Origin of the sequence: Geothrix campi, assembly GCF_024609265.1 — a bacterium.
Taxonomy (GTDB): Bacteria; Acidobacteriota; Holophagae; order Holophagales; family Holophagaceae; genus Geothrix; species Geothrix campi.
This window is the reverse complement of sequence record NZ_JANHMP010000003.1, coordinates 322392-344887: the sequence shown is the minus strand read 5'-3', so window position 1 is coordinate 344887 and position 22496 is coordinate 322392. Positions and strand designations below refer to the sequence as shown.

Sequence of the window (22496 nt, the reverse complement as noted above, 5' to 3'; positions counted from 1 at the left end):
CCGGGGCCCCGGCCATGGAGGTGGCGAGCGCGACTGAGGCAGGCGCTTCCTGCACAAGGCCCATGCCTGCCCAACACAAAGCCGGCCCCGCGTGAGCGGGGCCGGCTTTGTGTTGGTGGCAGCTGGTGGCGAGTTCCTAGAAGTGGAACTTCGCCCCGGCCTGGATCCAGGACGGATTGATGCCAGTCGTATTGGTGGCATCCGTGCCCAATTCGGTCATCTGGACCAGCAACTGACCGGACCAGGCGGGAGTGAAGCGGTACTCGAGCCCCAGCCGGGCGCCAAACTTGGGCCCCTTGACGTTATCGGTAGAGCTTCCAAGTCCAGCCACCTCGGACTTCACCCTGTACTTGTTGATCGACAGACCCGTAATGAACTGCAGGTCCGTCCAAGCGGAGGCGATGAAGATGTCCCCTGCCAGCTGGAAGCTGGTGAGGCTCTGCTTCACACCGAGATGATCGCTGCCCGGGAAATACTGGTAGCCCAGGCTGGCCCGGAAAGGCACGGTGCTGTTGCCGAGGTGGCCGTTGTACCCGAAGTCCACCACAAACCCGGTGGTGTTGTGGGTGACCTCCTTGAGGCCATCCAGGGCGGAGGTGAGGCTCGCGCCCGCAGTCCAGGTTTTCTGTGTTTCCTGGGCGGCGAGGCTCGTGCCGGCGAGGAGGGCCCCAAGGGCCAGGTACCGAAGAGTGGATCGCATCATCATTGGGTCTCCTGACTCAGACTAGAACTGCAGGCCGAGGCTGAAAGCCAAGGACCGAGCGTTCACAAAGTAATTGATTCCGGAACCGGGTCGGGTGGTCCCGAAGGTAGGCGCATCGTTGACGTAAAGCACACTCTGTCCGAAATAACCCGGGAAGGCCGTATCGTAGGTCGCCACCATCTGGGTGTTGAAGACGTTGTTGATCTGCAGATCGCCGATCAGCTGCACACGCCACAGGGCCAGAGGCACCTTGAAGGCAACCTTGAAATCGACCTGGTAAGTGTCGTTGTAACTGTACTGCCCGCGGCCGCCATAGTACTGGGTGTAGGAAGAAGGTGCGCGTGGAGCAGGGGCGGGAAGGTTGGCGGCGAACGCGAGCGGGGCGGCTTCCGCGGCGCTGTAGTTGTTTCCGGAATCGTAGCGGAGCAGGGCCGAGTAGGAGATCTTGCCCTTGCCGAGGGGGAGTTCGGCGGTCAGGAAGAGGCGGGCGCGGTGGGTCTGGTCCTGCAGGAGTGGGCCCGTGGCGGCGAAGTCGGCGTCCGTGCGGCCGTTCACCTGGGTCAGCTGCTCGCGATTGAAGTAATAGCCCGCAGGGGCGTTATCACGGAAGGACTGACCCGAATTCGAGTCGCCGCCGTTGTTATTACCCACCAGGCGGCTGTAGGTGTAGTTGCCGCCCCAGCTCCAGGTGGGGCTGATCTTGCCGAGCCACTCCATCTCAAGGCCGTTGTATTCCCGGGTGAGGGCGTTCGAATTGAAGACATGGGTGATCTGAGCCTGCTGGTCGGGAAGATTCGAGCCCGTGGGATCATGCAGGATCACCATCTGGTCGGCGGCGTAATCCTGGGAGAAGGCCCAGTCCTTCTTCCACTCGCGATGGACCCAAGTGAGGCTGATGTGGGAGCCGTTGTCATAGCTCCGCTTGTAGCCCAGGGTGTACTCATCCATGTAGGGGGCCCGCAGATTTCCGTCGACCACATAGCTCTTGCTGTTGTCGAAGTAGGCCAGCACGTTGCCGTAGTTGGCGATGTTGGTCAGGGTGGCGTAGTCCACGAAGCTGACATCGGCGCCCGCAGCGCCCACCGCGCCGACCACGCCGGGGCCCGGGTCCACCGCTTGCGCGCTCCAGCCACGGTTCACACCAGAAGCGGTGGCCTTCTTGATGAAGGCATCGGTGAAGCCGGTGGTGAAGTCGCCGCCGAAGCGAGCTGCGGTAGCCGTGAAGAGGTGCTTGCTATCCCCGTTCAGGTCATAGCGCAGCTGAAAGCGGGGCGTGATGTCACTGGCCTTGCCGAGCGTCGTACCGTCGGTGTCCTTGACGCCGATCCTGTCAAAGCGCAGGCCCGCCATGAAGTTCCAGTGCTGGTTGATGGTCCACTGGTCATTGATGTAGAGGGAGTCGGTCCGGTTGCGCGTGGTGCCGTCGACGCCGCCATATGCGATCACACTGGGGGCGGCGCCGCGCAGATAGAACTGGCCCGGAGTGCCCGTGTCAAAGTGGTTCACGCCGGTCGCACCGGTGTTGTTCATGACTTCGAAGAGGTAGCTCCCGTTGGTGGGGTTGAAGAAGGCCCCGCCACCCGCACGGAAGAACTCGTTCTTCAGGCCGGAAGAGACGGACGTGCCGCGCACGGCTTCGTAGTAGTCGTAGCCGAAGTCGATCTCATGGCTGCCCATGAGGTCCTTGAACCACTTCACGTTCACATTGCCGCTGCGATTGTTGCGGGCGTCAGGGGTGGGCGTGATGCCGAACCCGAAGGGATAGCCGAAGCCCTGGCGGGATCCAGCGGCCCCCCCGACCCGGCCGGCATAGATCAGCATGCCTTCGCCGGTGCCGTAGGCGGGATCACCCACGGGGAACACGGCCTCGGAATCCAGCCGGTTGTAGTGGGCCTCGATGAAGAGGTTGCTGGCGAGAATGCCCTTGTAGCCAACGCCAAAGACCTTCTTGTCCTCCGTCTGCTTGCCCAGGGCGTTCAGGCGGATGACGGTGTTGCCACCATCCCCGAACGGGTTGCGAGGGCTCAGGGACAGGTTGGACTTGGAGAAACTGAGCTCCAAGGTGTGATCCATCGTGATGGCGCCCGTGATCTTGCCTTCGTAGTAGTTGGATGTGGTCTGGCGATTGTAGGGTGCGCCCTGCTCAAATTTGGTGAAGGCATAGCCGGCCGGAATCGAGGCCGAGAGAGGGGCGCCAATGGCGTCCACGGCGGCGATACCGGTGGTGACGCCCCGGGTGGCGAGGGGGGTGTAGACCGTGCCCAGCCTGAAGGGATCGGATGTCTTCGGCGTGAGGATGGTGCCGAAGCTGAACCAGATCCGGTCCTTCATAATCGGGCCGGATAGCGTGACCTGGTACTGGCGGTTCAGGTTGTCGTTGGTCTCGTCGTCCTGGTAAGTGTAGGAGGGATTGTGGGCGTTCCAGGAAGCCCGCGAGAGGCTGGCCCGGATGCTGCCCTGAAAGTCGTTGCCGCCGGTCTTGGTGACCACGTTCACCGAACCACCCAGGGCTCGGCCGTTGCGGGCGTTCAGGGGGGACAGGATGACCTGGACGTCTTCGATGTTGTCCTCGATCACGAAGGTGCCCGTCAGGTCGCCCTGGTAGTCATCCTTCACGTCGACACCGTTGACGCGGTAGTTGGTGTTCTGCGTGGCGCCGCCACGGACACTGAAGGAGCCGCCCCGGCCGGTGGAGAGACCAGGGGCCAGATCCGCAGCGCCGTAGAAGCTGCGGTCGACGCCGGGGAGGGCGACGAGGTCTTCGGACGAGAAGTTGGTGGCGGCCTTGGTGTCGCTCTTGTCGACGGTGACCGCCGAAGCGAGAACCTCGACGGTGGCCGAAGCGGCCGCCAGAGGCTTCAGGGTCAACTCCTGGGATACTGCAGCACCCACGCCCAGGCGGATGTCCTTGGCTCCCGCGGTCAGGTAGCCATCCTTGACGGCAGTAACCCTGTAGTTGCCCGGGGGCAGCAGGGGGGCGCGCCACTCGCCGCGGTCATTGGTCTTGACGACGCGGGGGTTGAAGAGCGCGGGAGACTCAATGGTCACCGTGGCGCCGGCAATGGCCAGGCCTTTTTCGTCCTTGACCTGACCTGACATGGAGCCACTGGTGACCTGTGCGAACAGGGCGCTTCCAGAGACCAGGGCGAATGCAACCGCAGACCCGCCGAGAATTGATTTCGTTCGAAACATGGTGTTTTATCTCCTTAAGGATTTGGTCGATGCCGGAACGAATGCCACCTCAGAACCGGAAGGTGTATCCGATTTCGATGTGCAGCGAATTGCGCTTGATCTCCTCCAGGTGATCGCCGGCGTAGACAAGGTGTGAGCCGGGAACGGTGGGATCGCCGGAAACGATCGCAGAGCCAGGAGCGTGGTGGAAGTTGATGGCGGTGTAGGAAATGGAAATCAGGTTGAGTTCGAAAGCCGAATCCTGGTTGATCTGATAGGTCACCCCCGCGAAGGGATTCACGGTGAACACGCTCTTCGTCGGAGTTCCGTTGTAGGTGTCCTCGTAGGTGGCCCAACGGAGATCAGCCACATCGCCGATGTACTCATGCCGGAACTTGGACTGGCCCAGCTGCAGGCCCGCCTGCCAGGACCAGGCATTGCTGATGGCCCTTTCATAACTGAACCTGGCGTTCAACTGAGTCAGGGAGTTCTTCCGGCTGTCCACACTGCCACCGGCAATGGGATCAGGCCAGGAATCCACTGCGGCAGGCATGCCCGCTGCGGGGGCTTCTAGTGCGGCCCGGTACTGGCGGCCCGGCTTGTAGAAATAGCCAAGCTCGCCATTGAGCGTGCCCCACTCGAATCCGTACCGAACATTCAGGCCAAACCCGAAGGCCGAGGCATTGAGGTGGTCATTGGTGCTGAGGCCGCTGGCAGCTCTCAGTTTGAGGTCAAACCCGATCCCCTTCTCCTGGGCCAGAAGAAAGGAGGAACCGAGGATGAGAAGGGCCGTGAGGCGGCCCATTCGGTGGTTCAAGAGATGCATAGCATCCTCCAGAAAGCCAGAGCCGGACGGTGACGGCTCCGTGGTGAAAAAGCATCTGTGACCCCTTGGTTCGCTCGGAGAATTGCTCCGGCTGGGGGTGTGACAGAGGACAGCAGAGAGAAATATCCGAGGGTGATAATGCGAGCATTGCAATGCGAGGGGTGTTAATTTTTGTTAATTTTTCAAAAAAATAGGGAACCGATCTGCCGGAGACCGCACATTACAGCGATCTTGAGACCGTGTATCTACTTATGAGGTCATGCCTCGTCGGCCGGGTGAGTATAGGAACGGGGGTGATCGCTGGGGCTGGTTCACGGGCCCGAGGCGGGAACTTATGGAATCCCTGAATCGGAGAGTGCGAACGTCCTGTGATCGGGGTCTCCTTGAACCCACTTCCAGGCGAGCCTAGAGGAGCCCCCCGATGACCAGGGCGCATCGCTGGGTTTTCAGGGCTCCAGTCGGCTTTCTCAGCAGCCGATGGTGTCGAGGAGCCAAGGCACGGCCTCGGGTCGATCGCTCGCGAGGCCCAGGGTGGCCAGGTAGGCCTCGGCCTTCACTGGATGACCGGCCTTGGTGTAGGCCGTGAACACCATGTCACCCGGCTCGATCCGCTGCCCGACCTTCACATGGACCCGGATGCCCACACCCAGATCCAGCACGTCGTGTTGATCTTTGCGTCCAGCGCCCAGGTCCATGGCGAGGAGGCCCAGGGCGCGGCCATCGAGGGCGGACACGTAGCCGGCCCGATCGGCGGGGATAGCGATCGTCCGGCCGGCCTGGGGCAGGAGGCTGAAGTCGTCCAGGGCCTTAGCATCGCCCCCATTCGAGCCCACGAACCGCCGCAGGGTCTCGAGGGCTGAGCCGTCCTGGATGGCCATTCGCACCTTGGCCTGGGCCTCGGGCAGAGTCTTCGCCGCGCCACCCATGATCAGCATCTCGGCGGCCAGACGGAAACTCATCTGAGCCAGCTCGGAATCGCCGTGCTCACCGCGGAGGATCTCGACGGACTCCATGACTTCCAGGGCGTTGCCGATGGCCCAGCCCAGGGGGGCGTCCATGCGGGTGATGAGGGCGCGGATCTGCATGCCGTGGGCCGTGCCCACGTCCACCATGCTCTGGGCCAGGGTGCGGGCATCGTCCAAGGTCTTCATGAAGGCCGTGGGGCCGCACTTCACGTCCAGCACCAGGGCATCGGCGCCACCGGCCAGCTTCTTGGACATGATGCTCGCCGTGATGAGGGGGATGCTTTCGACCGTGGCCGTGGTGTCGCGCAATGCGTAGAGCTTCTTGTCGGCAGGGGCGATCTTGCCGGTGGGGGCCGAGTTGGCGAAGCGGGTCTCCTGGAGGCTCTGGATGAACTCCGCATCCGTGAGTTCGACCTTGAGCCCGGGGATGGCGGCGAACTTGTCGACGGTGCCGCCGGTGTGGCCCAGGCCGCGGCCGCTGAACATGGGGCAAGGCACGCCGCAGGCTGCCACGATGGGCCCCAGGATGAGGGTCGTCTTGTCGCCCACGCCACCTGTGCTGTGCTTGTCCACCTTGATGCCGGGCACGGCAGAGAGGTCCATCCGCTTGCCGGAATCACGCATGGCCAGTGTGAGGGCCAGCGTCTCCTCCGTGGTCATGCCCCGCCAGCAGATGGCCATGAGCAGCGAGGCGCTTTGCTCGTCGGGGATGCTGCCATTGGCGGCGCCCTCCACCCAGAAGGCGATCTGCTCGGGCGACAGGGCGCCGCCCAGCTTTTTGGTATAGATCAGGTCGTACATCCGCATGGGATGACTCCTTGTCTGAAGGCGCTCAGATGCTCTGGATCAGTCCTTCGAAAGCGCTGGCGTCGCCTCGCCCCTTGAAGCGCGCCTTGTACTCCGCCAGGTCCTTCAGGGCCTGCGTCCGGTCTCCGGCGAGGCGGTCGGCGTCCATCTGGCTGGCCCAGAAGGCCTCGGCCCAGGGCTCGCCGGGCGTGGCCTTGGCCCGCAGCTCGTCCAGCTGGGCGCGGGCGGCCTGGGCCTGTCCCAGGGCCAGGGCCCGCTGGGCCAGGCGGATCCGTCCCCAGGCATCCTGGGCTTTTGCGGGGGCCTGATCCTTGCCGTCCAGGGCCAGGCGCCAGCTGGCGAGCAGCCCTGCGGTGGCGGCCTTCCGCGAGGACGGCGCCTCGGCGGCCAGGGTCTCCAGGCGGCCCAGCTTTTCACGCATGCGCTTCTCCACCTCGGCGGGCGGAACCGGCGTCACGCCATCACCCTCGACTTCCATCTGGAGAGCGGAAAGGGCAGCCTCATGCTTCTCCGTGGCCTGCGTCTGGTACGCGCTCCAGGCGCCATAGGCCACTCCCATCAGCACCACCGCCGCAACGCCGATGAGGATGGGTTTCAACAGCGCGCCATCCTCCTCCTCGCCCTTGCCCAGCTTGGTCTGGAAGTGGGCCAGACTCTGCGCGGGTTTCTGGACCTGGATCTCGCGGTTCTTGGTGGGTTGGGCCATGACGGACCTCTCGGACGGAGCAGTACTCAAACCATTGAGGATGCACCAATCCACTCCGTTCCGGCACTTGAAAATGCGCGTCCGCCTGATATCCTGAACCTTCCTGCCTGGGTAGCTCAGTTGGTAGAGCAATGGATTGAAAATCCATGTGTCGGCGGTTCGATTCCGTCTCCAGGCACCAAAACAAGGGCCCCCGTCTGGGGGCCCTTGTGTGAATGCTGAGTCGAAGCCTACTCGGCGCCCGCGGGCCGGTAGTCGTCGGCCAGGGTCACCGGGACCTTCTGCTTGACCTCGTTCTGGATCTGGTCGCTGAGGGACTGCATGTGCTGCTGCTTCCAGAGCTCCGGCAGCTGACCCTTGACGGCCTCGAAGGGGGGCACGCCCTGGGCGCGGCCCTGGGCCTTGAGGGCTTCGACGCGCTCCTTGTAGAAGGCCTGGAGCTGCTCGTCGGTGGGGGCCATCCCCGCCATGCGCTTCTTCATGAGGGCCTGGAAGTAGATGTTGGCCTGCTGCTGCTCCAGCTGGCGCTTCACGGACGGATCCTTGTCGAGGCCCGTCTGCGCGGCATAGGTGGTGATGGCCCGGGACATGGCGATGCGCTGGGCGAGCTGGGCCCGTTCGTTCCTGGCGGTGGCGTCCGTGAGGAAGGCCTGCGCTTCCTTGGGGTCCGGCGAGAGGCTCTTCACGATGTCCTGGAATTCAGCCTCGGTGAGCTTGCTGCCCCCGATGTTGGCGATGATGCGGCTGTTATCCGGCGTGCTCTTGCCACAACCCAGGGCCAGGGCCAGGAGAAGGGCCGGCGCAGCGAGGAGGCCGGTCTGAATGGTCATCTTGGACATGAAACCCCCCAACAAAGCATCAAAGGATCCAGAATGACAGGTCCGGGAGGATCCCATGAGCCGAATTGCTGCACTGGAAGGCCTGGATCTGACGGTCTACAGCGCCGCCTGGTGCCCGGATTGCCGCCGCCTGGAGGCCTGGCTGACCGAGCATGGTGTCGCCCATCACAAAGTGGACATCGAGGCCGTGCCGGGGGCTGCGGAAAAACTCGAGGCCGAGACCGGAAAGCGGGCCATTCCGTACGTGCTGGTGAACGGCGAGCGCTGGGTCCGGGGCTATCACAGGGAGCTCACTCAGCGGCTGGATGGGGATTTGCTGGTGCAGGAGCTGGTGACGGCCGCCAAGTAGCCCGCCCCGGACACGCGCTTTATGCTCGCCGGTGCGGGGCCCCGCTCGGGTCAGCCCGCCGGGCTGCCCGCTCGCGACCCGCATCCGGTTCGCGGGTCCGGGGCTATCACAGGGAGCTCGCCCAGCGGTTGGATGGGGATTTGCTGGTGCAGGAGCTGGCGGCGGCGGGGAAATAATCCCGCCCAGGACCATTCGCCCCCCGGGTTCCCCACGGCTGGCCCGGGGGGCTGGTTCGTGGCACGCTAAGAGGTTCTCCGGGAGCCGCCAGTGGCCAGCATTTTCTCCAGCCAGTTCTGGTCCAACATATTCAATTCCGACCTTGCCATCGACCTTGGCACGGCCTCGACCCTGATCCACACCAAGCAGGCCGGCCGCATCGTCATCTATGAGCCCTCCATCGTGGCCGTGAACACCCTCACTCACGAAGTGGAGGCCGTGGGCGACGAAGCCAAGCAGCTGCTGGGGCGTGCCCCCCAGGGCGTCCGGACCATCCGGCCCATGAAGGACGGCATGATCTACGAGGTGGACGCCGCCGAGAAGATGCTGGCCCAGTTCATCTCCAAGGCCCGCCCAAACCGCGGCATCGCCCGGACACGCATCGTGGTGAGCGTGCCGCCCCGGGCCCACCAGGTGGCCCGCCGCGCCGTGAAGCAGGTCTGCTATGACGCCAAGGCCGGCGAGGTCTTCATCGTGGACCAGACCATGGTGGCCGCCATCGGCGCAGGGCTGGCCATCAACGAGAAGCGTGGCTGCATGATCGTGGACATCGGTGGCGGAACCACGGACGTGGCCGTCATCAGCTACAACGGCAAGGTGTTCTCGGATTCCATCCTCATCGCCGGCGACGAGATGGACGAGGCGGTGATCAAGTACATCCGCGAGAAGTACAACGTGCTGATCTCCGAGTCCTCGGCCGAGGAAGTGAAGTGGACGCTGGGATCGGCCTTCCCCTCCGAGCTCACGCGCACCATGGAGGTGAGCGGCCGGGACCAGTTCGAGGGCCTGCCCAAGACCCTCACCCTCAACGACGCTGAGATCCGCGAAGCCCTCGCCGAACCCATCGGCGCCATCATCGATCTCGTCCGCAAGGCGCTCAACGAGACACCGCCCCAGCTGGCGGCGGACCTCATTGACCGGGGCATCTGCCTCACGGGTGGCGGTTCGCTGATCCAGGGCCTGGACGAGCGGCTGCGGAAAGAGACCCACCTGCCGGTCTTCCGCGCGGAGGATCCCCAGACTGCCGTTGTGCGGGGCACCGCCCTCCTGCTGGAGAACATCCCGCTCCTGCGCCGCATCCAGATCCTCGACTAGCCGGGAGGGCGCATGGCGCTCCGCGCAGCCAAGTGGGGATGGAGCCGCGCGGGGTGGCAGCGTCTCCTCGTCCTCCTCCTCTGGCTGGGGCACGGCATCTGGGTGTCGCTCGGTCCCGCTCCGGGCCGACATTGGACGCGCCTGGCCGACACCCTCTCGCGGCCTTCTCAGGGCCTGGCCTCCCGCTGGGCGCAGTGGCGGACCAGCCGCCGTGAGGCGGCACGCACCTTCGAGGAGACCCGCGCCGAGAATGCGCGGCTGGGCACCGAGCTTTCCCAGCTTCGGACGCAGGCCGCCCAGGAGGCCCCCCGGCTGGCCGAGGCGGACGAAGCCGTGCGGTTGCTCGGGTTGAAGCGGCAGATCCCCCTGGATCTGAAGGCGGCACGGGTGGTCTTCAGCACTCGGCCCGCGGCGTTCGGAGGGCTCATCCTGGACCGAGGCCGGGACCTGGACCTGGTGCCCGATCAGGGCGTGCTCGTGCCTGAGGGCATCGTGGGGCGCCTCTGGTCCGTGGGGCCCACCCAGGCCAAGGTGCTGCCCGCGGACGCGCCCAATGCCTCCGTGGCCGTGATGCTCATGCGGAGCCGCGCGACAGGCGTGCTTCAGGGCCTGGGCTCCGGGCGCGCCATGATCCGCTACATCAGCAACCAGGAAGTGGTGCAGGTGGGCGAGGCCGTGCTCACCTCGGGGCTGGATCGCGTGTTCCCGCGGGGCCTCCTGGTGGGGTACGTGGCAGAGGTGGCTCCCGGGGACCTGGAATTGCGGGTGCTCGTGAACCTGTCCGCCCCGCTGGATCGGATCTCCACGGTGCTCCTGCTGCCCTCTCAGCCGCCGCTGGAGGTGCAGGCGCCGTTCGTGGCGCCAGAGCAAAAACCGTCACGCAAGCGGGGAACGCCATGAGGATCCTCGCCCCTTCCGCCATCCGGCAGAACCTTCTCTGCGCCGCCGCCCTGGGCCTGGTGTTCCTCTCCGCCCCCTTCCCGCGGCTCCAGATCGTGATCCATGTCCTGCTGGTGCTGGCCCTGGCGCCCCGCGCCGGGTCTCCACTCTCCGGCGCCCTCTGGGCCGGGGCGGCGGGCTGGGCGCTGGAAGGATCCCTGCGGCTCTATCCCCACCTGGGGGGCACGGCCTGGGCCGACATGACCCTGACCCTGCTGGCCGGCTGGATGGCCGGCCGGTGGCCCCTGGAGGGCGTGAAGAGCTGGCTCGCGCGGCTGGCGGGACTGCTCGTGGCGCACACCCTTCTGGTCCACTTGGCGGTGCGCCTCGCTTCGGGACCGCACGCCTGGGGCTTCGGCTGGCTCTGGTCCCTGCTCAGCCTGCCCGTATGGGGCTGGGCCGTCTGGCGCCTGATGTACACCGGGCCCTCCCCCCGGCTGGGCTGATGGATCCCCGGCAGCGCCCCCTCCTGCACCGCCGCCTCGGGGTGTTCAAGGCCCTGAGCTGGAGCCTGGTGGCCACGTTGATCCTGATCTACGCCTGGCTCCAGTTGGTGCGGCACGGGGAATTCAGGCAGCTCGCCATGCAGCAGGCGGTGAAGGTGCGTCCCATCGCCGCTCCCCGGGGGCTGGTGCTGGACCGCAACGGCTACCGTCTGGTGGACAACCGCCGGGCCCTGCACCTCGTCATCCAGCGTGAGGATCTGCCCACCCGCCCCGAGGTGGTGCACGCCCTGGCCATGGCCCTGGAGCTGGAGCCGGCCGCCCTGGCGCGGAAGATCCAGAGCTACCGCATCGCGGGCAAGGGCCGCCCCCTGGTGTTGAAGGAGAACCTGGACGACGCGGGGATCGCCCTGGCGGAGCGGGTTCGGGCCCGGTTCCCCTTCCTCAGCGTGGATGTCGCGCCTCGGCGGGTCTACCTCGGCGACGAGCTGGCGGGCCACGTGCTGGGCTATGTCGGCGAGGTGGATGAGGAGTTGATGAAGGCCAAGCCGGGGGTCTTCCGGCTGGGCGAGACCATCGGCAAGGAGGGCTTCGAAGCCAGCGGCAACGACAAGCTCAAGGGCGTGGATGGCCAGAAGCGCATCCTGGTGGACCAGCTGGGCACCGAAGTCGCCAACTTCGGCCAGACCGACGCCACCTCGGGTCGCAGCCTCTACCTGACCCTGGATGCGGGTCTCCAGAAGGTGATGCAGGACGCCTACGGGGAGGAGGCCGGCGCGGCGGTGGTGCTGGATCTGCGGGATGGCGGCATCCTGGCCATGTACTCCAGCCCCTCGTACGATCCGAATCTGTTCCTCAACCGGCTCAGCCAGGAGATGGTGGACCGCTACCTGAACAACCCAACGCGGCCCATGCTCAATCGGGCCATCCAGGGCATCTACGCGCCCGGCTCCACCTTCAAGCTGCTGGTGGCGCTGGCGGGCCTGGAGAAGGGCGTCATCACGCCGCAGACCGTCATCTATTGCGCGGGGAAGAAAAACTTCTACGGCCGTGATTTCCGCTGCGACAAGCCCACGGGCCATGGTGGTCTGAACCTGGTGCAGGCCATCGCCCAGAGCTGTGACGTCTACTTCTACGAAGTGGCTTCGCGCCTGGACATCGATGACCTCTATGCCACGGCCGAGAAATACGGGTTCACGGATCGCACCGGCGTGGACCTGCCGCAGGAGAAGCGCACCCGCATCCCCAGCCGCGCCTGGAAGCGCAAGGCCTCGCCCCGGGACCCCAAGTGGTACGCCGGCGAAACCATCAGCGTGGGCATCGGCCAGGGCGCCGTGGGCGTCACCCCCCTCGGCCTGGCGCGCTTCTACGCACTGCTGGCCACCAAGGGGAAGGTTCTCACCCCCCATTTCTTTTATGGCTTCCGCAACGATCAGAGCAACGAGCTGGAACTCGCCCCGGTGCCGCCACCCAGAGACACGCCCCTGGATCCGAAGATCTGGTCGGTCCTTGATGAAGGGCTCTTCGAGGTGGTGCAGAGCGGGACGGCCGCGGCCAATCCCTTCATACGGGAGATCGCGCGGGAAGCTCCCTTCGTCGGCAAGACCGGCACGGCCCAGGTGGCCACCTTCGTGGACAAGAGCCACTACGCCCGCCAGGCCAAGCACCTGAAGGACCATGCCCTCTTCGCGGGCTACGCGCCCCGCGACAAGCCGCAGATCGCCTTCGCCGTGGTGGTGGAGAACGCGGGCTTCGGCTCCACCGCCGCCGCGCCCATCGCGGCCAAGCTCGTGAAGTACTGGTTCGTGGACCGCATGAAGAATCCTCTGCCGCCGCCGCGCGGCCGCATGGTGGATCCCTTCGCGCCCCCTCCGGAGGCGGCCGAATGAAGGATCGCGTCAGAGCCATGGATTCCCGGCTGCTGTGGGTCATTCTGGCCCTGGTGGTCCTGGGCACCCTGACCCTCTATTCCGCCGGACGGAATACGCCCCAGGCCAGTATCTGGATCAAGCAGAGCGTCTGGAACCTCATGGGCCTGGGGCTGATGCTCCTGCTGGCGGCCACGGACCCCCGCCGCATCCTCCGCTACAGTTTTCCCGCCTACCTGCTGGGCCTCGTGGCCCTGGCCGCCGTGCTGGTGGTGGGCAAGAAGATCGGCGGCGCCACGCGCTGGTTCGTCGTCGCCGGGCAGACCTTCCAGCCCTCGGAGCTCATGAAGTGGGTGACGCTGCTGTACGTGTCCCATCGCCTGGGGTCGCGGCCGGCGGACACCATCGGCCGTCTCGAGCTCTTCGGCGCCGTGGGACTGGTGGTCTTCCCCATGCTGCTCATCCAGCGCCAGCCCGACCTTGGCATGGCCCTGAGCTTCCTGCCCATCCTGCTGATCATCCCTCTCATGAAGGGGCTGCGGGTGCGCTGGGTGATCGCGCTGCTCCTGCTCGTCACCGTGGGCGGCCTCGGGGCCTGGAAGTTCGCCCTCAAGCCCTACCAGAAACAACGGGTGATGATCTTCCTGGATCCCTCCAGCGATCTCCAGGGCAAGGGCTACCAGGTGAACCAGAGCCGCATCGCCATCGGGGCGGGGGGACTCATCGGCCGGGGCTTCACCAGTGGCTCCCAGACTCAGCTGAATTTCCTCCCCGTGAAGACCACCGACTTCGCCTTCAGCGTGTGGGCGGAAGAGCGGGGCTTCCTGGGTGTGCTGCTCGTCCTCGGCCTGTTCGGCCTGCTGCTGAGTCGGATCCTCGACGCCGCCAAGGCCGCCCACACGAACGCCGAAGCCTACTTCTGCGCCGGGGCCACGGGCATCTTCGCCCTTCACCTGATGGTGAACGTGGGCATGGTGGCGGGGGCTTTGCCCAACAAGGGCATGGTGCTGCCCTTCTTCAGCGCCGGGGGGAGCAGCACGCTGAGCTTCTTCCTCGCGCTGGGCCTCATCATGGGAATCCTGTACCGGTCGAGGGTGAAGTGATGGACCTGCGGCAGCGCATGAAGGATCTGGCCGACGCGGTGCGGATGCATCGCCACCGCTACTACGTGCTGGACCAGCCCGCGGTCTCCGACGCCGAGTATGACGCTCTGGAGCGGGAACTGCGCGACCTGGAGGCGGCCCATCCCGAGCTCGCCGATCCGAACAGCCCCACCCTGCGCGTGGGCGCGCCGCCCATCGACGCTTTCGAGAAGCGCCGCCACGCCGTGCCCATGCTGAGCCTGGACAACGCCTACTCCGAGGCCGAGCTGCGGGAGTGGGAGGCGAAGTGGCACAAGCTGGTCCCGGACGCCGAGCCCCGCTACGCCGCGGAGCTGAAGGTGGATGGGTTGTCCCTGTCTCTCCGCTACGAGAACCGCGAGCTGGTGGAGGCCCTCACCCGCGGCGATGGCGAGACCGGAGAGCTGGTGACGGAGAACGCGCGGACCATCGCCGACATCCCCATGCGGTTGCCGGAGGATGCCCCGACTTCGCTCACGGTGCGTGGCGAGGTGTTCCTGTCCCGCAAGCGCTGGGAAGAGCTGAACCGGCAGCGGGACGCCCGGGGCGAGGCGCGCTTCGCCAATCCCCGCAATGCCGCCAGCGGCACCATGAAGCTGCTGGACAGCCGGGAGGTGGCCGCCCGCGGCCTCTCCTTCCTGCCCTGGCAGGCCCTCTGGAACGGCGGCGTGGCCGAGGATCACGCCCGCTCCATGACCCACCTCGGTGCCTGGGGATTCGGGGTCATGCCCGCCCATGCCAGCGGGGATCTGGAAGCCCTGCTGGCCTTCATTTCGACCCAGGCCGAGGCCCGCCTGAAGCTGCCCTTCGATACAGATGGCGTGGTGTTGAAGATCCTGGATGCCGCGCTCCAGCAGCGCCTCGGCGCCACGGATCGTGTGCCGCGCTGGGCCATCGCCTTCAAGTATCCGGCCACCCAGGTGACGACCACGGTGCTGGGCATCACCTGGCAGGTGGGCCGGACCGGGAAGCTGACGCCGGTGGCCGAGCTGGAGGCGGTGGAAGTGGCCGGCTCCACGGTCCGCCGCGCGACGCTGCACAACGCCGACGAACTGGGTCGTCTGGGCCTCAGCGTGGGCCATCGCGTGTTCATCGAGAAGGGCGGCGAGGTGATCCCCAAGGTGGTGGCCCTGGTGCCCGGCGAAGAGGAGCGCGGCCTGCCCCTGCCCGTCATCCCCACGACCTGCCCCGTGTGCAGGGGCGAGGTGGGCAAGGCAGACGATGCGGAAGTGGCCATCCGTTGCCTGAACCCCGAGTGCCCGGCCAAGCTGGTGGCCCGTCTGTTGCACTTCGGCGGCCGGGCGGCCCTGGACATCGAAGGCATGGGCGAGGCCCTGGTCGAGCAGCTCGTGGCCTCGGGGCGCTTCGAACAGCCCTGGGAGATCTTCTCGTTGCTGGGGGAACCCCTGCAGGGCCTGGCCTACTTGTCGGGTCTGGAGCGCATGGCCGAGAAGTCGGCCCAGAACCTCATGGATGCGCTGGCGGCAGCCCGCACCAAGCCGTTGTCCAGATGGATCCACGCCCTGGGCATTCCCATGGTGGGGGCCCGCACGGCGGAGCTGCTGGCGGAGGCGTACCCCGGCCTGGAGGCCCTGTGGGTGGCTGATGAAGGCCGCCTCCAGGCCGTGGAGGAGGTTGGCCCCAAGGTCGCCGCGGCCCTCCGGGCCTTTGCCGCGCTGCATCCGGACCTGCCGGCCCGGCTGACCGCCCTGGGCGTGCACCCGGCCTTGCCGGAACCCAGGGATCGGAGCGGCCTGCCCCTGTCCGGCCACGTGGCCGTGGTGACCGGCACCCTGCCCACCCTGTCCCGGGAGGAGGCGGAGACGCTGCTGAAGCGGCTGGGCGCGAAAGTCACCAACAGTGTCTCGGCGAAAACCACGCTCCTGGTGGCGGGAGAGAAGGCCGGGTCCAAGCTCGCCAAGGCGGAGGCGCTGGGCATCCCCGTCCAGGACGAGGCCTGGCTGCTCGGGCAGGGGGCCGACAAAGGCCTGGACGGGGACTCCGCGACCACCCCATGATCTAGGCCCGCATCCCTGGAAAGGTCCGTGCTGACGCGCCTCGGCAAGTTCGACATCATCCGGCTGCTGGCTCAGGGCAGCATGGGTGACGTCTACGTGGGCCGGGATCCGATCATCGGCCGCGAGGTGGCCATCAAGGTCATCCAGGCTTCGGCCGCCGCGGGGCCCGAGGCCCGGGAACGATTCGCCCGGGAGGCGCGGGCCGCCGGGGCGCTGAACCACCCCAACATCGTGACCATTCACGAGATGGGGGAGGAGCAGGGCGTGCTCTACCTCGCCATGGAGCTGGTGAAGGGGGAGGATCTGGGCACGCTCATCCGGGCCGGCACCCTCAGTCCCCGCGACATCCTCGAGGTCCTCGCCCAGGTCTGCGACGGACTGGCCGTGGCCCACCGACACCAGGTGCTGCACCGGGACATCAAGCCGTCCAACATCCGAGTGCTGTGGGATGGGAAATCCCTCCAGGCCAAGGTGCTGGATTTCGGCGTGGCCAAGATCTTCAACTCCGACACCACGGATGAGGGCACGGTGTTCGGCACCGTGAACTACATGGCGCCGGAGTACCTCCAGAGCGGACGTCCCGATGCCCGCAGCGATCTCTTCGCCGTGGGGGTGATCCTCTACGAGGCCCTGACGGGCATCCCGCCCTTCGACGGGCCCAACCCCGGCTCCGTGATCTACCGGTTGCTGCACGAAACACCGCCGCCGCTGCTCCCAACGGCCTTCCGGGACATCAGCCGGGATGTGCAGAGCCTCCTGAATTGCGCGCTGGCCAAGGATCCGGCACACCGGTTCCAGATCGCCGAGGATCTAGCCGCCGCCCTGCGGTCGGCCAAGGATCCCGCCTGGCGCTGGAGCCAGGAACGCCTCACCGCGACGCCCCAGGTCCCCCGGCCCGTCGGTGGCCCGCCCGTCAGCCCCACCAGCAACCCCCTGGGCCATCCTCAAGGCAGTCTCTCGAACCCGCCGCCAAAGGCCGAGCCTCCCGCGACTCCGCAGCGGGGTGGGGCGGCGCCCAGCCCCCGGAAAACCACACCGGCCATGGACCCGGTGCGAGAGGCCTCGGGCCCGCGCAGGGCGCCGGGCTCCGGCGAGTTCCTCCGCCCCGAGGGGTTCATCCGTCCGCCCACCGATGAGGCCCCACCCCCCAGGGAGGGTTCGGCCGGTCGGGCGGAGGTCCGCAAGGATGTCCTGGAGACCACCCGGCGGCAACTGCTCCAGGCCATCGCCATCGACCCCGGCAATGGCAGGGCCCATGCGCTGCTGCTGGTCACGCTCTACCGCCTGGGCTGGATGGACGCCATGATGCAGAGCCTGCGCCGGGCACGGAACGGCGGTATCCCCGCCCCGGTCCTGCTGGCGATCCCCCGCTGCGCGCAGCTCGTGGATGAGGAGGCCCGCGCCTGCCGGCTTCCGCTGGAGCTGCACCAGGAGTTCATGGCGTACCTGGGGGATTGAAGCCCCCCCGTTCAGCGTTCCTGGAGCTCCAGGAGCCGCCAGTCGCCACCCGCCTTCCGCCAGCGCAGCCCGAAGGAGCGCCGGGAGGCGTCCTGGGGAAGGAGGCCGCTCCGTCCCGTGAGGATCAGGTCCACCTCCTGAAGGGCCTCGTTCCCCCGCACGGCGACCTCGTTGCGGACCACGGTCACGCCCACCTTCTCCTGCCGGAGGATCCCCATGAGGAAGAGGCGCGCGGCCGCCTTGTCCATGCCTTCGGGCCCCCGGAAGGCGGCATCCAGGGGTTCGGCGGCGGCCGCGGGGTCACCGGCCTCCACGGCGGTCACGCAGGCACTGAAGGCCTTCCGCACCTGGTTCTCGGGTTTGTCGGATCGGCAAGCCAGGAGGGCCAGAACCATAGAAACCGAAGCGATGCTTTTCCTCATGGCGGCTCCCCCTCACACTGGTGGATCACGAAGGATGGTCCCATGAACTCCGAAGGCCGTTTCGACACCCGCTGCATCCACGCCGGCCAGTCGCCGGATCCCACCAGCGGCGCCATCATGACGCCGGTCTTCTTCACCAGCACCTATGTGCAGGAGGGCCTGGGCCAGAACAAGGGCTTCGACTACGCCCGTGTGCGCAATCCCACCCGCGACGCCCTGGAAGGCAACCTGGCCGCGCTGGAAGGCGGGGCCCACGGTATGGCCTTCGGTTCGGGCATGGCGGCGGTGCAGGCCATCTTCGAGCAGCTCTCCAGCGGCGATCACGTGGTGCTGGGCGACAACGTCTACGGCGGCACCTTCCGGCTGCTGGACAAGGTGATGACCCGCTTCGGCCTTACCTACACCCAGGTGGACACGGCCGACCTGGCGGCCTTCAAGGCGGCGCTGCGTCCCAACACCAAGCTGGTGATGCTGGAGACGCCCACCAATCCCATGCTGGGGATCACGGACATTCCCGGCGTCCGCCAGGTCATGACGCTGATGGGCTGCAAGGCCGTGCTGGCCGTGGACAACACCTTCGCCACGCCCTACAACCAGCGACCCCTGGAGCTGGGGGCCGACCTGGTCTTCCATTCCACGACCAAGTACCTGAACGGCCACAGCGATTCCATCGGCGGCATCGCCATCACCAACCGCGAGGACATCGCCGAGGGCCTGCGCTTCCACCAGAAGGCCGCCGGCGGCATCCTCTCGCCCATGGAATCCTGGCTCATCCTGCGCGGCACGAAGACCCTGCACCTCCGCATGGAACGCCACAACGCCAGCGCCCTCACGGTCGCCCGCTGGCTGGAGGGCCGCAAGGACCTGAAGGCGGTCTACTACCCCGGCCTGGAGTCCCATCCCCAGCACGCCCTCGCCAAGCAGCAGATGAAGGGCTTCTCCGGCATCGTGAGCTTCGATACCGGGGATGCCGAGCGCACCCGGCGGATGGCCTCCTCGTTCAAGGTGTTTTCACTCGCCGAAAGCCTGGGCGGCGTGGAAAGCCTCGTCTGCCACCCCGCGAGCATGACCCACGGCAGCGTGCCCGAAGCCGACCGCCAGCGTCTCGGCATCAACGACAATCTCCTGCGCCTCAGCGTCGGCGTGGAAGATGTGCAGGACCTCATCGAGGACCTGGAGCAGGTCCTGAAGGTCTAGCCCAGCCTGTGGGCCTCGTACAGCTCGGGATAGCTGCGGGGCTCGGCGCGGTCGGTGGCGAGGCCCAAGCCCTCCATGGCGGCGCGGATGGCCTGGGGGTCGCCTTCCAGCTCCAGGTAGCAGCCGAAGGGGGTCTCGTCGAGGCAGGCCTCGAGCTCGGCGCGCTCCCACACGGCGCGCACCTTCTCCATGCGCAGCACAGGCTCGTAGCCCAGGGCGCGGAGGATGGCCTCCAGAGCCTCCCCATCTTCGATGCCGGTTTCGTGCTCCGGGCGGATCTTGAGCATGGGGTCCGGGACCTTGGGGCCCTTCCAGGTCAGGCGGAAGCTCCCGGCGAAATGCCGCGTCCGCAGCGCGGAACCCGCGGCCCGCAACTCCCCCTCCCGGTCCCAGAGCACGCTCGTTTCTCCCTGCGCGGGGATGGTCTCGTGGAAGCCGAGGGCCTCCAGAAGGGGGCGGTAGGGCCCTGTGGCCGGGATGCGCAGTTTCAGCTCGGTTTCCACGGCGGGTTTGTGCTTCATCGCGGCGCGTCTCCAATCGGTCATGATGGTGCTTCCCTGCGGTACCATCGTGATCCCACAACGCTACATCATCGCCAGCCTCTTCATCGCCGCCATGCTGCTGCTCTTCGCGGTGGTGCAGGCGCCGCGTCCCGTGAGCGCGGGCGGCGTGTCCGCCGTGGATGTGCCGGCGGTCATGAACCTCGGCAGCTACGAGTCCCTGGCGGAATTGCGGCTGGAGGAGGGTTGGGCCCCCCGCTTCCAGGGGACTCTGGATCCGGACCAGTCCGACCCCTGGCCCTTCGAAGGGGGCTTCGGCACACCCTGGGAACCGGCTTCACCCTACCTCGGAGACCAGGGACTGGCCTTGAACGGGCCCCAGGGGCGCAGCGAGGTCGTGTTGTGGCGCGGCCTGGAATGGCGCCGCTACCGGTTCGATGCCCCCCTCGCCTCGGCACGGCTGGATCCCGCGAAGGGCAACCGCCTGCTGGTGACCCTCCAGATGGGGGACGGCCACTTCGAGACCCGGCTGCTGGAGGTCCCCGAGGGCCGCGTGATCTGGTCGACGGAATCCGGCCCGTGGAGCCGCTTCAGCTGGGATGGGAAGGCTGTACTGCTGGGCTTTTTCGAAAAGGTGGAGCCCAAAGGGGAATCCCGTCTTCTGGTCAGTGCCCTCCCGCTGGAGGCCGATTCGGGTGAGCCCACCCTCGCTGCCTGGGACGAGCCGGGCCTGCCGCCTCCGCCCCGCGGGCTGGCGACGAAGGTGGAGGCCTTGTCGGACGATGGCCGGGATCTTCCCGGGGCCCGCCTCGAACTGCCGTGGCACGAGGGGGACCGGCTCTGGTTCCCCCGGGCGGACCACCTCTGGTACGGCGGCGCCCAGGGCTGGTCGGCCTGGAGCCTGCAGGGTGGCCGGTGGCGCCGCGATGCGGCGGGCCCAGGCCTGCTGACCGCCCATCCACCCCTGAGCATGGCCCTGGTGTCACCCCTCCCGGACGAAGGCATGACCCGGCGCACCAGTCCGGTAACGGCGGTCGAGTGGACGCCTGTTCCCGAAGGGACGCTGCCCTGGCCCGCTTGGGATGCCGCCTGGGCCTGGCGCGGGAACGGGGCCTTCGATGCCTGGGACCAGCGCTGGAACGAAAGTGCCCTGCCACCGGAGCGTCAGCGCCAGGCCTTGTTCGAGGCCTACCGTCCGGAGTGGCGCACCGCCACGAACTTGCGGGTCTCCGTGAAGGGCTGGCTACCCGGGGGCCCTGAAGTCGCTCTGCGGGAGCCCCTCGCCACGGCGTGGATCTGGGTGGGGGACCGCGTGCTGCTGGTGCGACTGGTGGAAGCCGAACGGGTACGGCTCTTGAAGAAGCTGTTGCGCTAGGGTCGGATTCCAGACACCTCCCGATCCCAATCCATTACGTTGGAAGTGCACATTTCTGGTAGCGTTGTGCCCAGCCACTCTTTCTTCCTCCCGGCCTCCCGAGGTACCCAGATGCCCCGCCTCCTCCTCGTGGACGACAACCCCAGCATCCACCGCATCGCTGAATCCCTGCTGGCCCCCACGGATGTGGAACTGGTCTGCGTCGACTCCGCCGCGGAGGCCCTGGACCGGTTCGGCCGGGGAGAGCACTTCGATGTGGCCCTGGTGGATACAGCCATGCCCGGCATGGACGGGTGGACCTTGTTGGCCCGGCTGCGGGAGATGGAGGCGACCGCCCACCTGCCCATCGCCCTGATGGCCGGTGTGCTGGATCCGGTCGACCCGGTGAGGCTGGCCAAGGCGCCGATCCAGGGTTTCCTGAAGAAGCCCATCGAACTGCGTGAGCTGGGGGATCGTGTGAGAGCCCTGTTGGCCACGCCCGTAGCCACCGCGCCGTCAACCATCACCCCCGCGGCACCAACCATCGCCCCGGAGGCGCCAGCCTTCACCGCCATGCCCGCCCCGGTCGCGGATCTCGCCCGGACGGCCGAAATGGCCATGCCCCAGTTCACGCCGGAGGTCCCGCCTGTTGAAGCGGTCGAGGCCCTCCCCCCGCTGGATTTGACCTCCGAACCCGAGCCGCCGGGAACCGAGGATGACCTGCTGATGCTTTCCGCCGAGGATCTCTGGCCCGAGGAAGGCTTGGCCGAGGCTCCCGCAGGCTCTGCCGAGCAGCCCGCCGTAGTGACGACGGACGTGCACCTTGAGTTGGAGGAGTTGGATCTGGATAGCCTTCACGGCTTGGCCTCCGAGCCTCTTCGTGCCGGACCTCCGCCCATCGCCCCCATGTCACCCATGGCTGAACCCCAGGCTGTCGCGCAGGAACCTCTGCCGGTGGAAGCGGCAGCCCCTGTGGCCGAGGCTCTCGCCGAGGAAAGCCTTTCCTTCACCGACCTCGAGTCCCTCGACGAGCTGGGAAGCGGCATCGAGCTGCCGCCTCTGCCCGAGCCAGCCCGTGCGGCAGAGCCCCCTTCGGGCCTTCCCGTGGCCGGCCTTGCTGCCGCGGGCCTCGCGGCCGCAGCCATCCCCCTGCTGGAGAAGTCCCGGGAAGTCCATGTCGTGCCGGCGGAAGCACCCCCGGCGGCTCTCGCGCCCGTCCCCGAACCGTCCGTAGCCGCCTGGGCGATGCCCGCTGCGGTGCCCCAGACACAGCTGGCGCCTGCCGCTCCTGGGCACGCGGATGCCGCACCCGGTCAGGCCCCGCTCACGCCCGGGCAGATCCAGGCACTTCTGGCCGATCCGTTGCTGATGGACGCCCTCGTCAAGGCCGTGGTGGCACGCATGGGCGATCAGGTGGTCCGGGAAATCGCCTGGGAAGTCATGCCTGAACTGGCGGGAAGATTGCAGAGGTAGGCCCATGACGCCCCCTGCCTCCCCGT

Annotated in this window: 19 protein-coding genes and 1 tRNA gene; 12 read left to right on the top strand and 8 right to left on the bottom strand. The window is 67.0% G+C overall.

Translation table 11 applies throughout. The features are described 5' to 3' along the window. Positions 1-136: 136 nt before the first annotated feature. The 5 genes from NOV65_RS13440 to NOV65_RS13420 all read right to left on the bottom strand — a co-directional run bounded on the left by NOV65_RS13440 (position 137) and on the right by NOV65_RS13420 (position 7178). Positions 137-703: an outer membrane beta-barrel protein gene (locus NOV65_RS13440; RefSeq protein WP_257306977.1), complete on the bottom strand. Its 567-nt coding sequence runs from the start codon at positions 701-703 to the stop codon at positions 137-139. Between the two features lie 21 nt (positions 704-724). Next, a complete protein-coding gene (locus NOV65_RS13435) occupies positions 725-3802 on the bottom strand; it encodes a TonB-dependent receptor (RefSeq protein WP_257306976.1) in 3078 nt (1025 codons plus the stop codon). Positions 3803-3944: 142 nt separating this feature from the next. Then, complete coding sequence (locus NOV65_RS13430; protein ID WP_257306975.1) at positions 3945-4700, bottom strand: hypothetical protein; 756 nt, start codon at positions 4698-4700, stop codon at positions 3945-3947. A 467-nt stretch (positions 4701-5167) separates the two neighbouring features. Then, positions 5168-6472 carry a thymidine phosphorylase gene (locus tag NOV65_RS13425; protein WP_257306973.1) on the bottom strand — a complete coding sequence of 435 codons (1305 nt, stop codon included), beginning with the start codon at positions 6470-6472 and terminating at the stop codon, positions 5168-5170. Between the two features lie 25 nt (positions 6473-6497). Continuing rightward, positions 6498-7178 (bottom strand): hypothetical protein, encoded by a 681-nt coding sequence (locus NOV65_RS13420; protein ID WP_257306972.1) that lies wholly within the window; start codon positions 7176-7178, stop codon positions 6498-6500. A gap of 105 nt (positions 7179-7283) precedes the next feature. Between NOV65_RS13420 and NOV65_RS13415 the strand changes: the two genes are divergently transcribed. Next, a tRNA-Phe gene (locus NOV65_RS13415) sits at positions 7284-7359 on the top strand. 49 nt (positions 7360-7408) lie between these two features. Here NOV65_RS13415 and NOV65_RS13410 read toward each other — a convergent pair. Beyond that, entirely contained in the window at positions 7409-8017 is a 609-nt protein-coding gene (locus NOV65_RS13410) for a hypothetical protein (RefSeq protein ID WP_257306971.1), read from the bottom strand. Between the two features lie 55 nt (positions 8018-8072). On the opposite strand from NOV65_RS13410, the gene NOV65_RS13405 reads away from it, so the two are divergent. From NOV65_RS13405 to NOV65_RS13370, 8 genes are all read left to right on the top strand, one after another. Continuing rightward, on the top strand, positions 8073-8366 hold the full coding sequence (locus tag NOV65_RS13405; RefSeq protein ID WP_257306970.1) for a glutaredoxin family protein: 294 nt from the start codon (positions 8073-8075) through the stop codon (positions 8364-8366). 267 nt (positions 8367-8633) lie between these two features. Then, complete coding sequence (gene mreB / locus NOV65_RS13400; protein ID WP_341849969.1) at positions 8634-9677, top strand: rod shape-determining protein; 1044 nt, start codon at positions 8634-8636, stop codon at positions 9675-9677. A 12-nt stretch (positions 9678-9689) separates the two neighbouring features. Continuing rightward, complete coding sequence (gene mreC, locus NOV65_RS13395) at positions 9690-10577, top strand: rod shape-determining protein MreC (RefSeq protein WP_257306969.1); 888 nt, start codon at positions 9690-9692, stop codon at positions 10575-10577. Continuing rightward, positions 10574-11062 carry a hypothetical protein gene (locus NOV65_RS13390; protein WP_257306968.1) on the top strand — a complete coding sequence of 163 codons (489 nt, stop codon included), beginning with the start codon at positions 10574-10576 and terminating at the stop codon, positions 11060-11062. Before mreC ends, NOV65_RS13390 begins: the two co-directional genes overlap by 4 nt. Continuing rightward, positions 11062-12948 (top strand): penicillin-binding protein 2, encoded by a 1887-nt coding sequence (gene mrdA / locus NOV65_RS13385; RefSeq protein WP_257306967.1) that lies wholly within the window; start codon positions 11062-11064, stop codon positions 12946-12948. Before NOV65_RS13390 ends, mrdA begins: the two co-directional genes overlap by 1 nt. Continuing rightward, positions 12945-14030, top strand: a complete 1086-nt coding sequence (rodA, locus tag NOV65_RS13380; RefSeq protein WP_257306966.1) for a rod shape-determining protein RodA — start codon at positions 12945-12947, stop codon at positions 14028-14030. Before mrdA ends, rodA begins: the two co-directional genes overlap by 4 nt. Next, entirely contained in the window at positions 14030-16066 is a 2037-nt protein-coding gene (gene ligA / locus NOV65_RS13375; RefSeq protein WP_257306965.1) for an NAD-dependent DNA ligase LigA, read from the top strand. Before rodA ends, ligA begins: the two co-directional genes overlap by 1 nt. Positions 16067-16093: 27 nt before the next feature. Continuing rightward, complete coding sequence (locus NOV65_RS13370; RefSeq protein ID WP_257306964.1) at positions 16094-17524, top strand: serine/threonine-protein kinase; 1431 nt, start codon at positions 16094-16096, stop codon at positions 17522-17524. Between the two features lie 11 nt (positions 17525-17535). Here the strand turns inward: NOV65_RS13370 and NOV65_RS13365 are convergent, their stop codons facing one another. Then, entirely contained in the window at positions 17536-17946 is a 411-nt protein-coding gene (locus NOV65_RS13365; RefSeq protein WP_257306963.1) for a hypothetical protein, read from the bottom strand. A 42-nt stretch (positions 17947-17988) separates the two neighbouring features. On the opposite strand from NOV65_RS13365, the gene NOV65_RS13360 reads away from it, so the two are divergent. After that, positions 17989-19143, top strand: a complete 1155-nt coding sequence (locus tag NOV65_RS13360) for a trans-sulfuration enzyme family protein (RefSeq protein WP_257306962.1) — start codon at positions 17989-17991, stop codon at positions 19141-19143. Here the strand turns inward: NOV65_RS13360 and NOV65_RS13355 are convergent. Then, the gene (locus NOV65_RS13355) at positions 19140-19688 is read right to left on the bottom strand and encodes a class IV adenylate cyclase (protein WP_257306961.1); all 549 of its coding nucleotides are present in this window, start codon (positions 19686-19688) and stop codon (positions 19140-19142) included. The genes NOV65_RS13360 and NOV65_RS13355 overlap by 4 nt on opposite strands. On the opposite strand from NOV65_RS13355, the gene NOV65_RS13350 reads away from it, so the two are divergent. Both NOV65_RS13350 and NOV65_RS13345 read left to right on the top strand, forming a co-directional pair. Then, on the top strand, positions 19687-21018 hold the full coding sequence (locus NOV65_RS13350; protein WP_257306960.1) for a hypothetical protein: 1332 nt from the start codon (positions 19687-19689) through the stop codon (positions 21016-21018). The genes NOV65_RS13355 and NOV65_RS13350 overlap by 2 nt on opposite strands. A 111-nt stretch (positions 21019-21129) precedes the next feature. After that, positions 21130-22470 carry a response regulator gene (locus NOV65_RS13345; protein ID WP_257306959.1) on the top strand — a complete coding sequence of 447 codons (1341 nt, stop codon included), beginning with the start codon at positions 21130-21132 and terminating at the stop codon, positions 22468-22470. Positions 22471-22496: the final 26 nt, after the last annotated feature.

Coding starts and splice junctions, on each gene's coding strand:
- ligA (WP_257306965.1), top strand. CDS start 14,030: ATGGACCTGCGGCAGCGCATGAAGGATCTGGCCGACGCGGTGCGGATG.
- rodA (WP_257306966.1), top strand. CDS start 12,945: ATGAAGGATCGCGTCAGAGCCATGGATTCCCGGCTGCTGTGGGTCATT.
- NOV65_RS13410 (WP_257306971.1), bottom strand. CDS start 8,017: ATGTCCAAGATGACCATTCAGACCGGCCTCCTCGCTGCGCCGGCCCTT.
- NOV65_RS13440 (WP_257306977.1), bottom strand. CDS start 703: ATGATGCGATCCACTCTTCGGTACCTGGCCCTTGGGGCCCTCCTCGCC.
- NOV65_RS13345 (WP_257306959.1), top strand. CDS start 21,130: ATGCCCCGCCTCCTCCTCGTGGACGACAACCCCAGCATCCACCGCATC.
- mrdA (WP_257306967.1), top strand. CDS start 11,062: ATGGATCCCCGGCAGCGCCCCCTCCTGCACCGCCGCCTCGGGGTGTTC.
- NOV65_RS13365 (WP_257306963.1), bottom strand. CDS start 17,946: ATGAGGAAAAGCATCGCTTCGGTTTCTATGGTTCTGGCCCTCCTGGCT.
- NOV65_RS13425 (WP_257306973.1), bottom strand. CDS start 6,472: ATGCGGATGTACGACCTGATCTATACCAAAAAGCTGGGCGGCGCCCTG.
- NOV65_RS13350 (WP_257306960.1), top strand. CDS start 19,687: ATGATGGTGCTTCCCTGCGGTACCATCGTGATCCCACAACGCTACATC.
- NOV65_RS13360 (WP_257306962.1), top strand. CDS start 17,989: ATGAACTCCGAAGGCCGTTTCGACACCCGCTGCATCCACGCCGGCCAG.
- NOV65_RS13420 (WP_257306972.1), bottom strand. CDS start 7,178: ATGGCCCAACCCACCAAGAACCGCGAGATCCAGGTCCAGAAACCCGCG.
- NOV65_RS13355 (WP_257306961.1), bottom strand. CDS start 19,688: ATGACCGATTGGAGACGCGCCGCGATGAAGCACAAACCCGCCGTGGAA.
- NOV65_RS13390 (WP_257306968.1), top strand. CDS start 10,574: ATGAGGATCCTCGCCCCTTCCGCCATCCGGCAGAACCTTCTCTGCGCC.
- NOV65_RS13430 (WP_257306975.1), bottom strand. CDS start 4,700: ATGCATCTCTTGAACCACCGAATGGGCCGCCTCACGGCCCTTCTCATC.
- NOV65_RS13405 (WP_257306970.1), top strand. CDS start 8,073: ATGAGCCGAATTGCTGCACTGGAAGGCCTGGATCTGACGGTCTACAGC.
- mreC (WP_257306969.1), top strand. CDS start 9,690: ATGGCGCTCCGCGCAGCCAAGTGGGGATGGAGCCGCGCGGGGTGGCAG.
- NOV65_RS13435 (WP_257306976.1), bottom strand. CDS start 3,802: ATGTCAGGTCAGGTCAAGGACGAAAAAGGCCTGGCCATTGCCGGCGCC.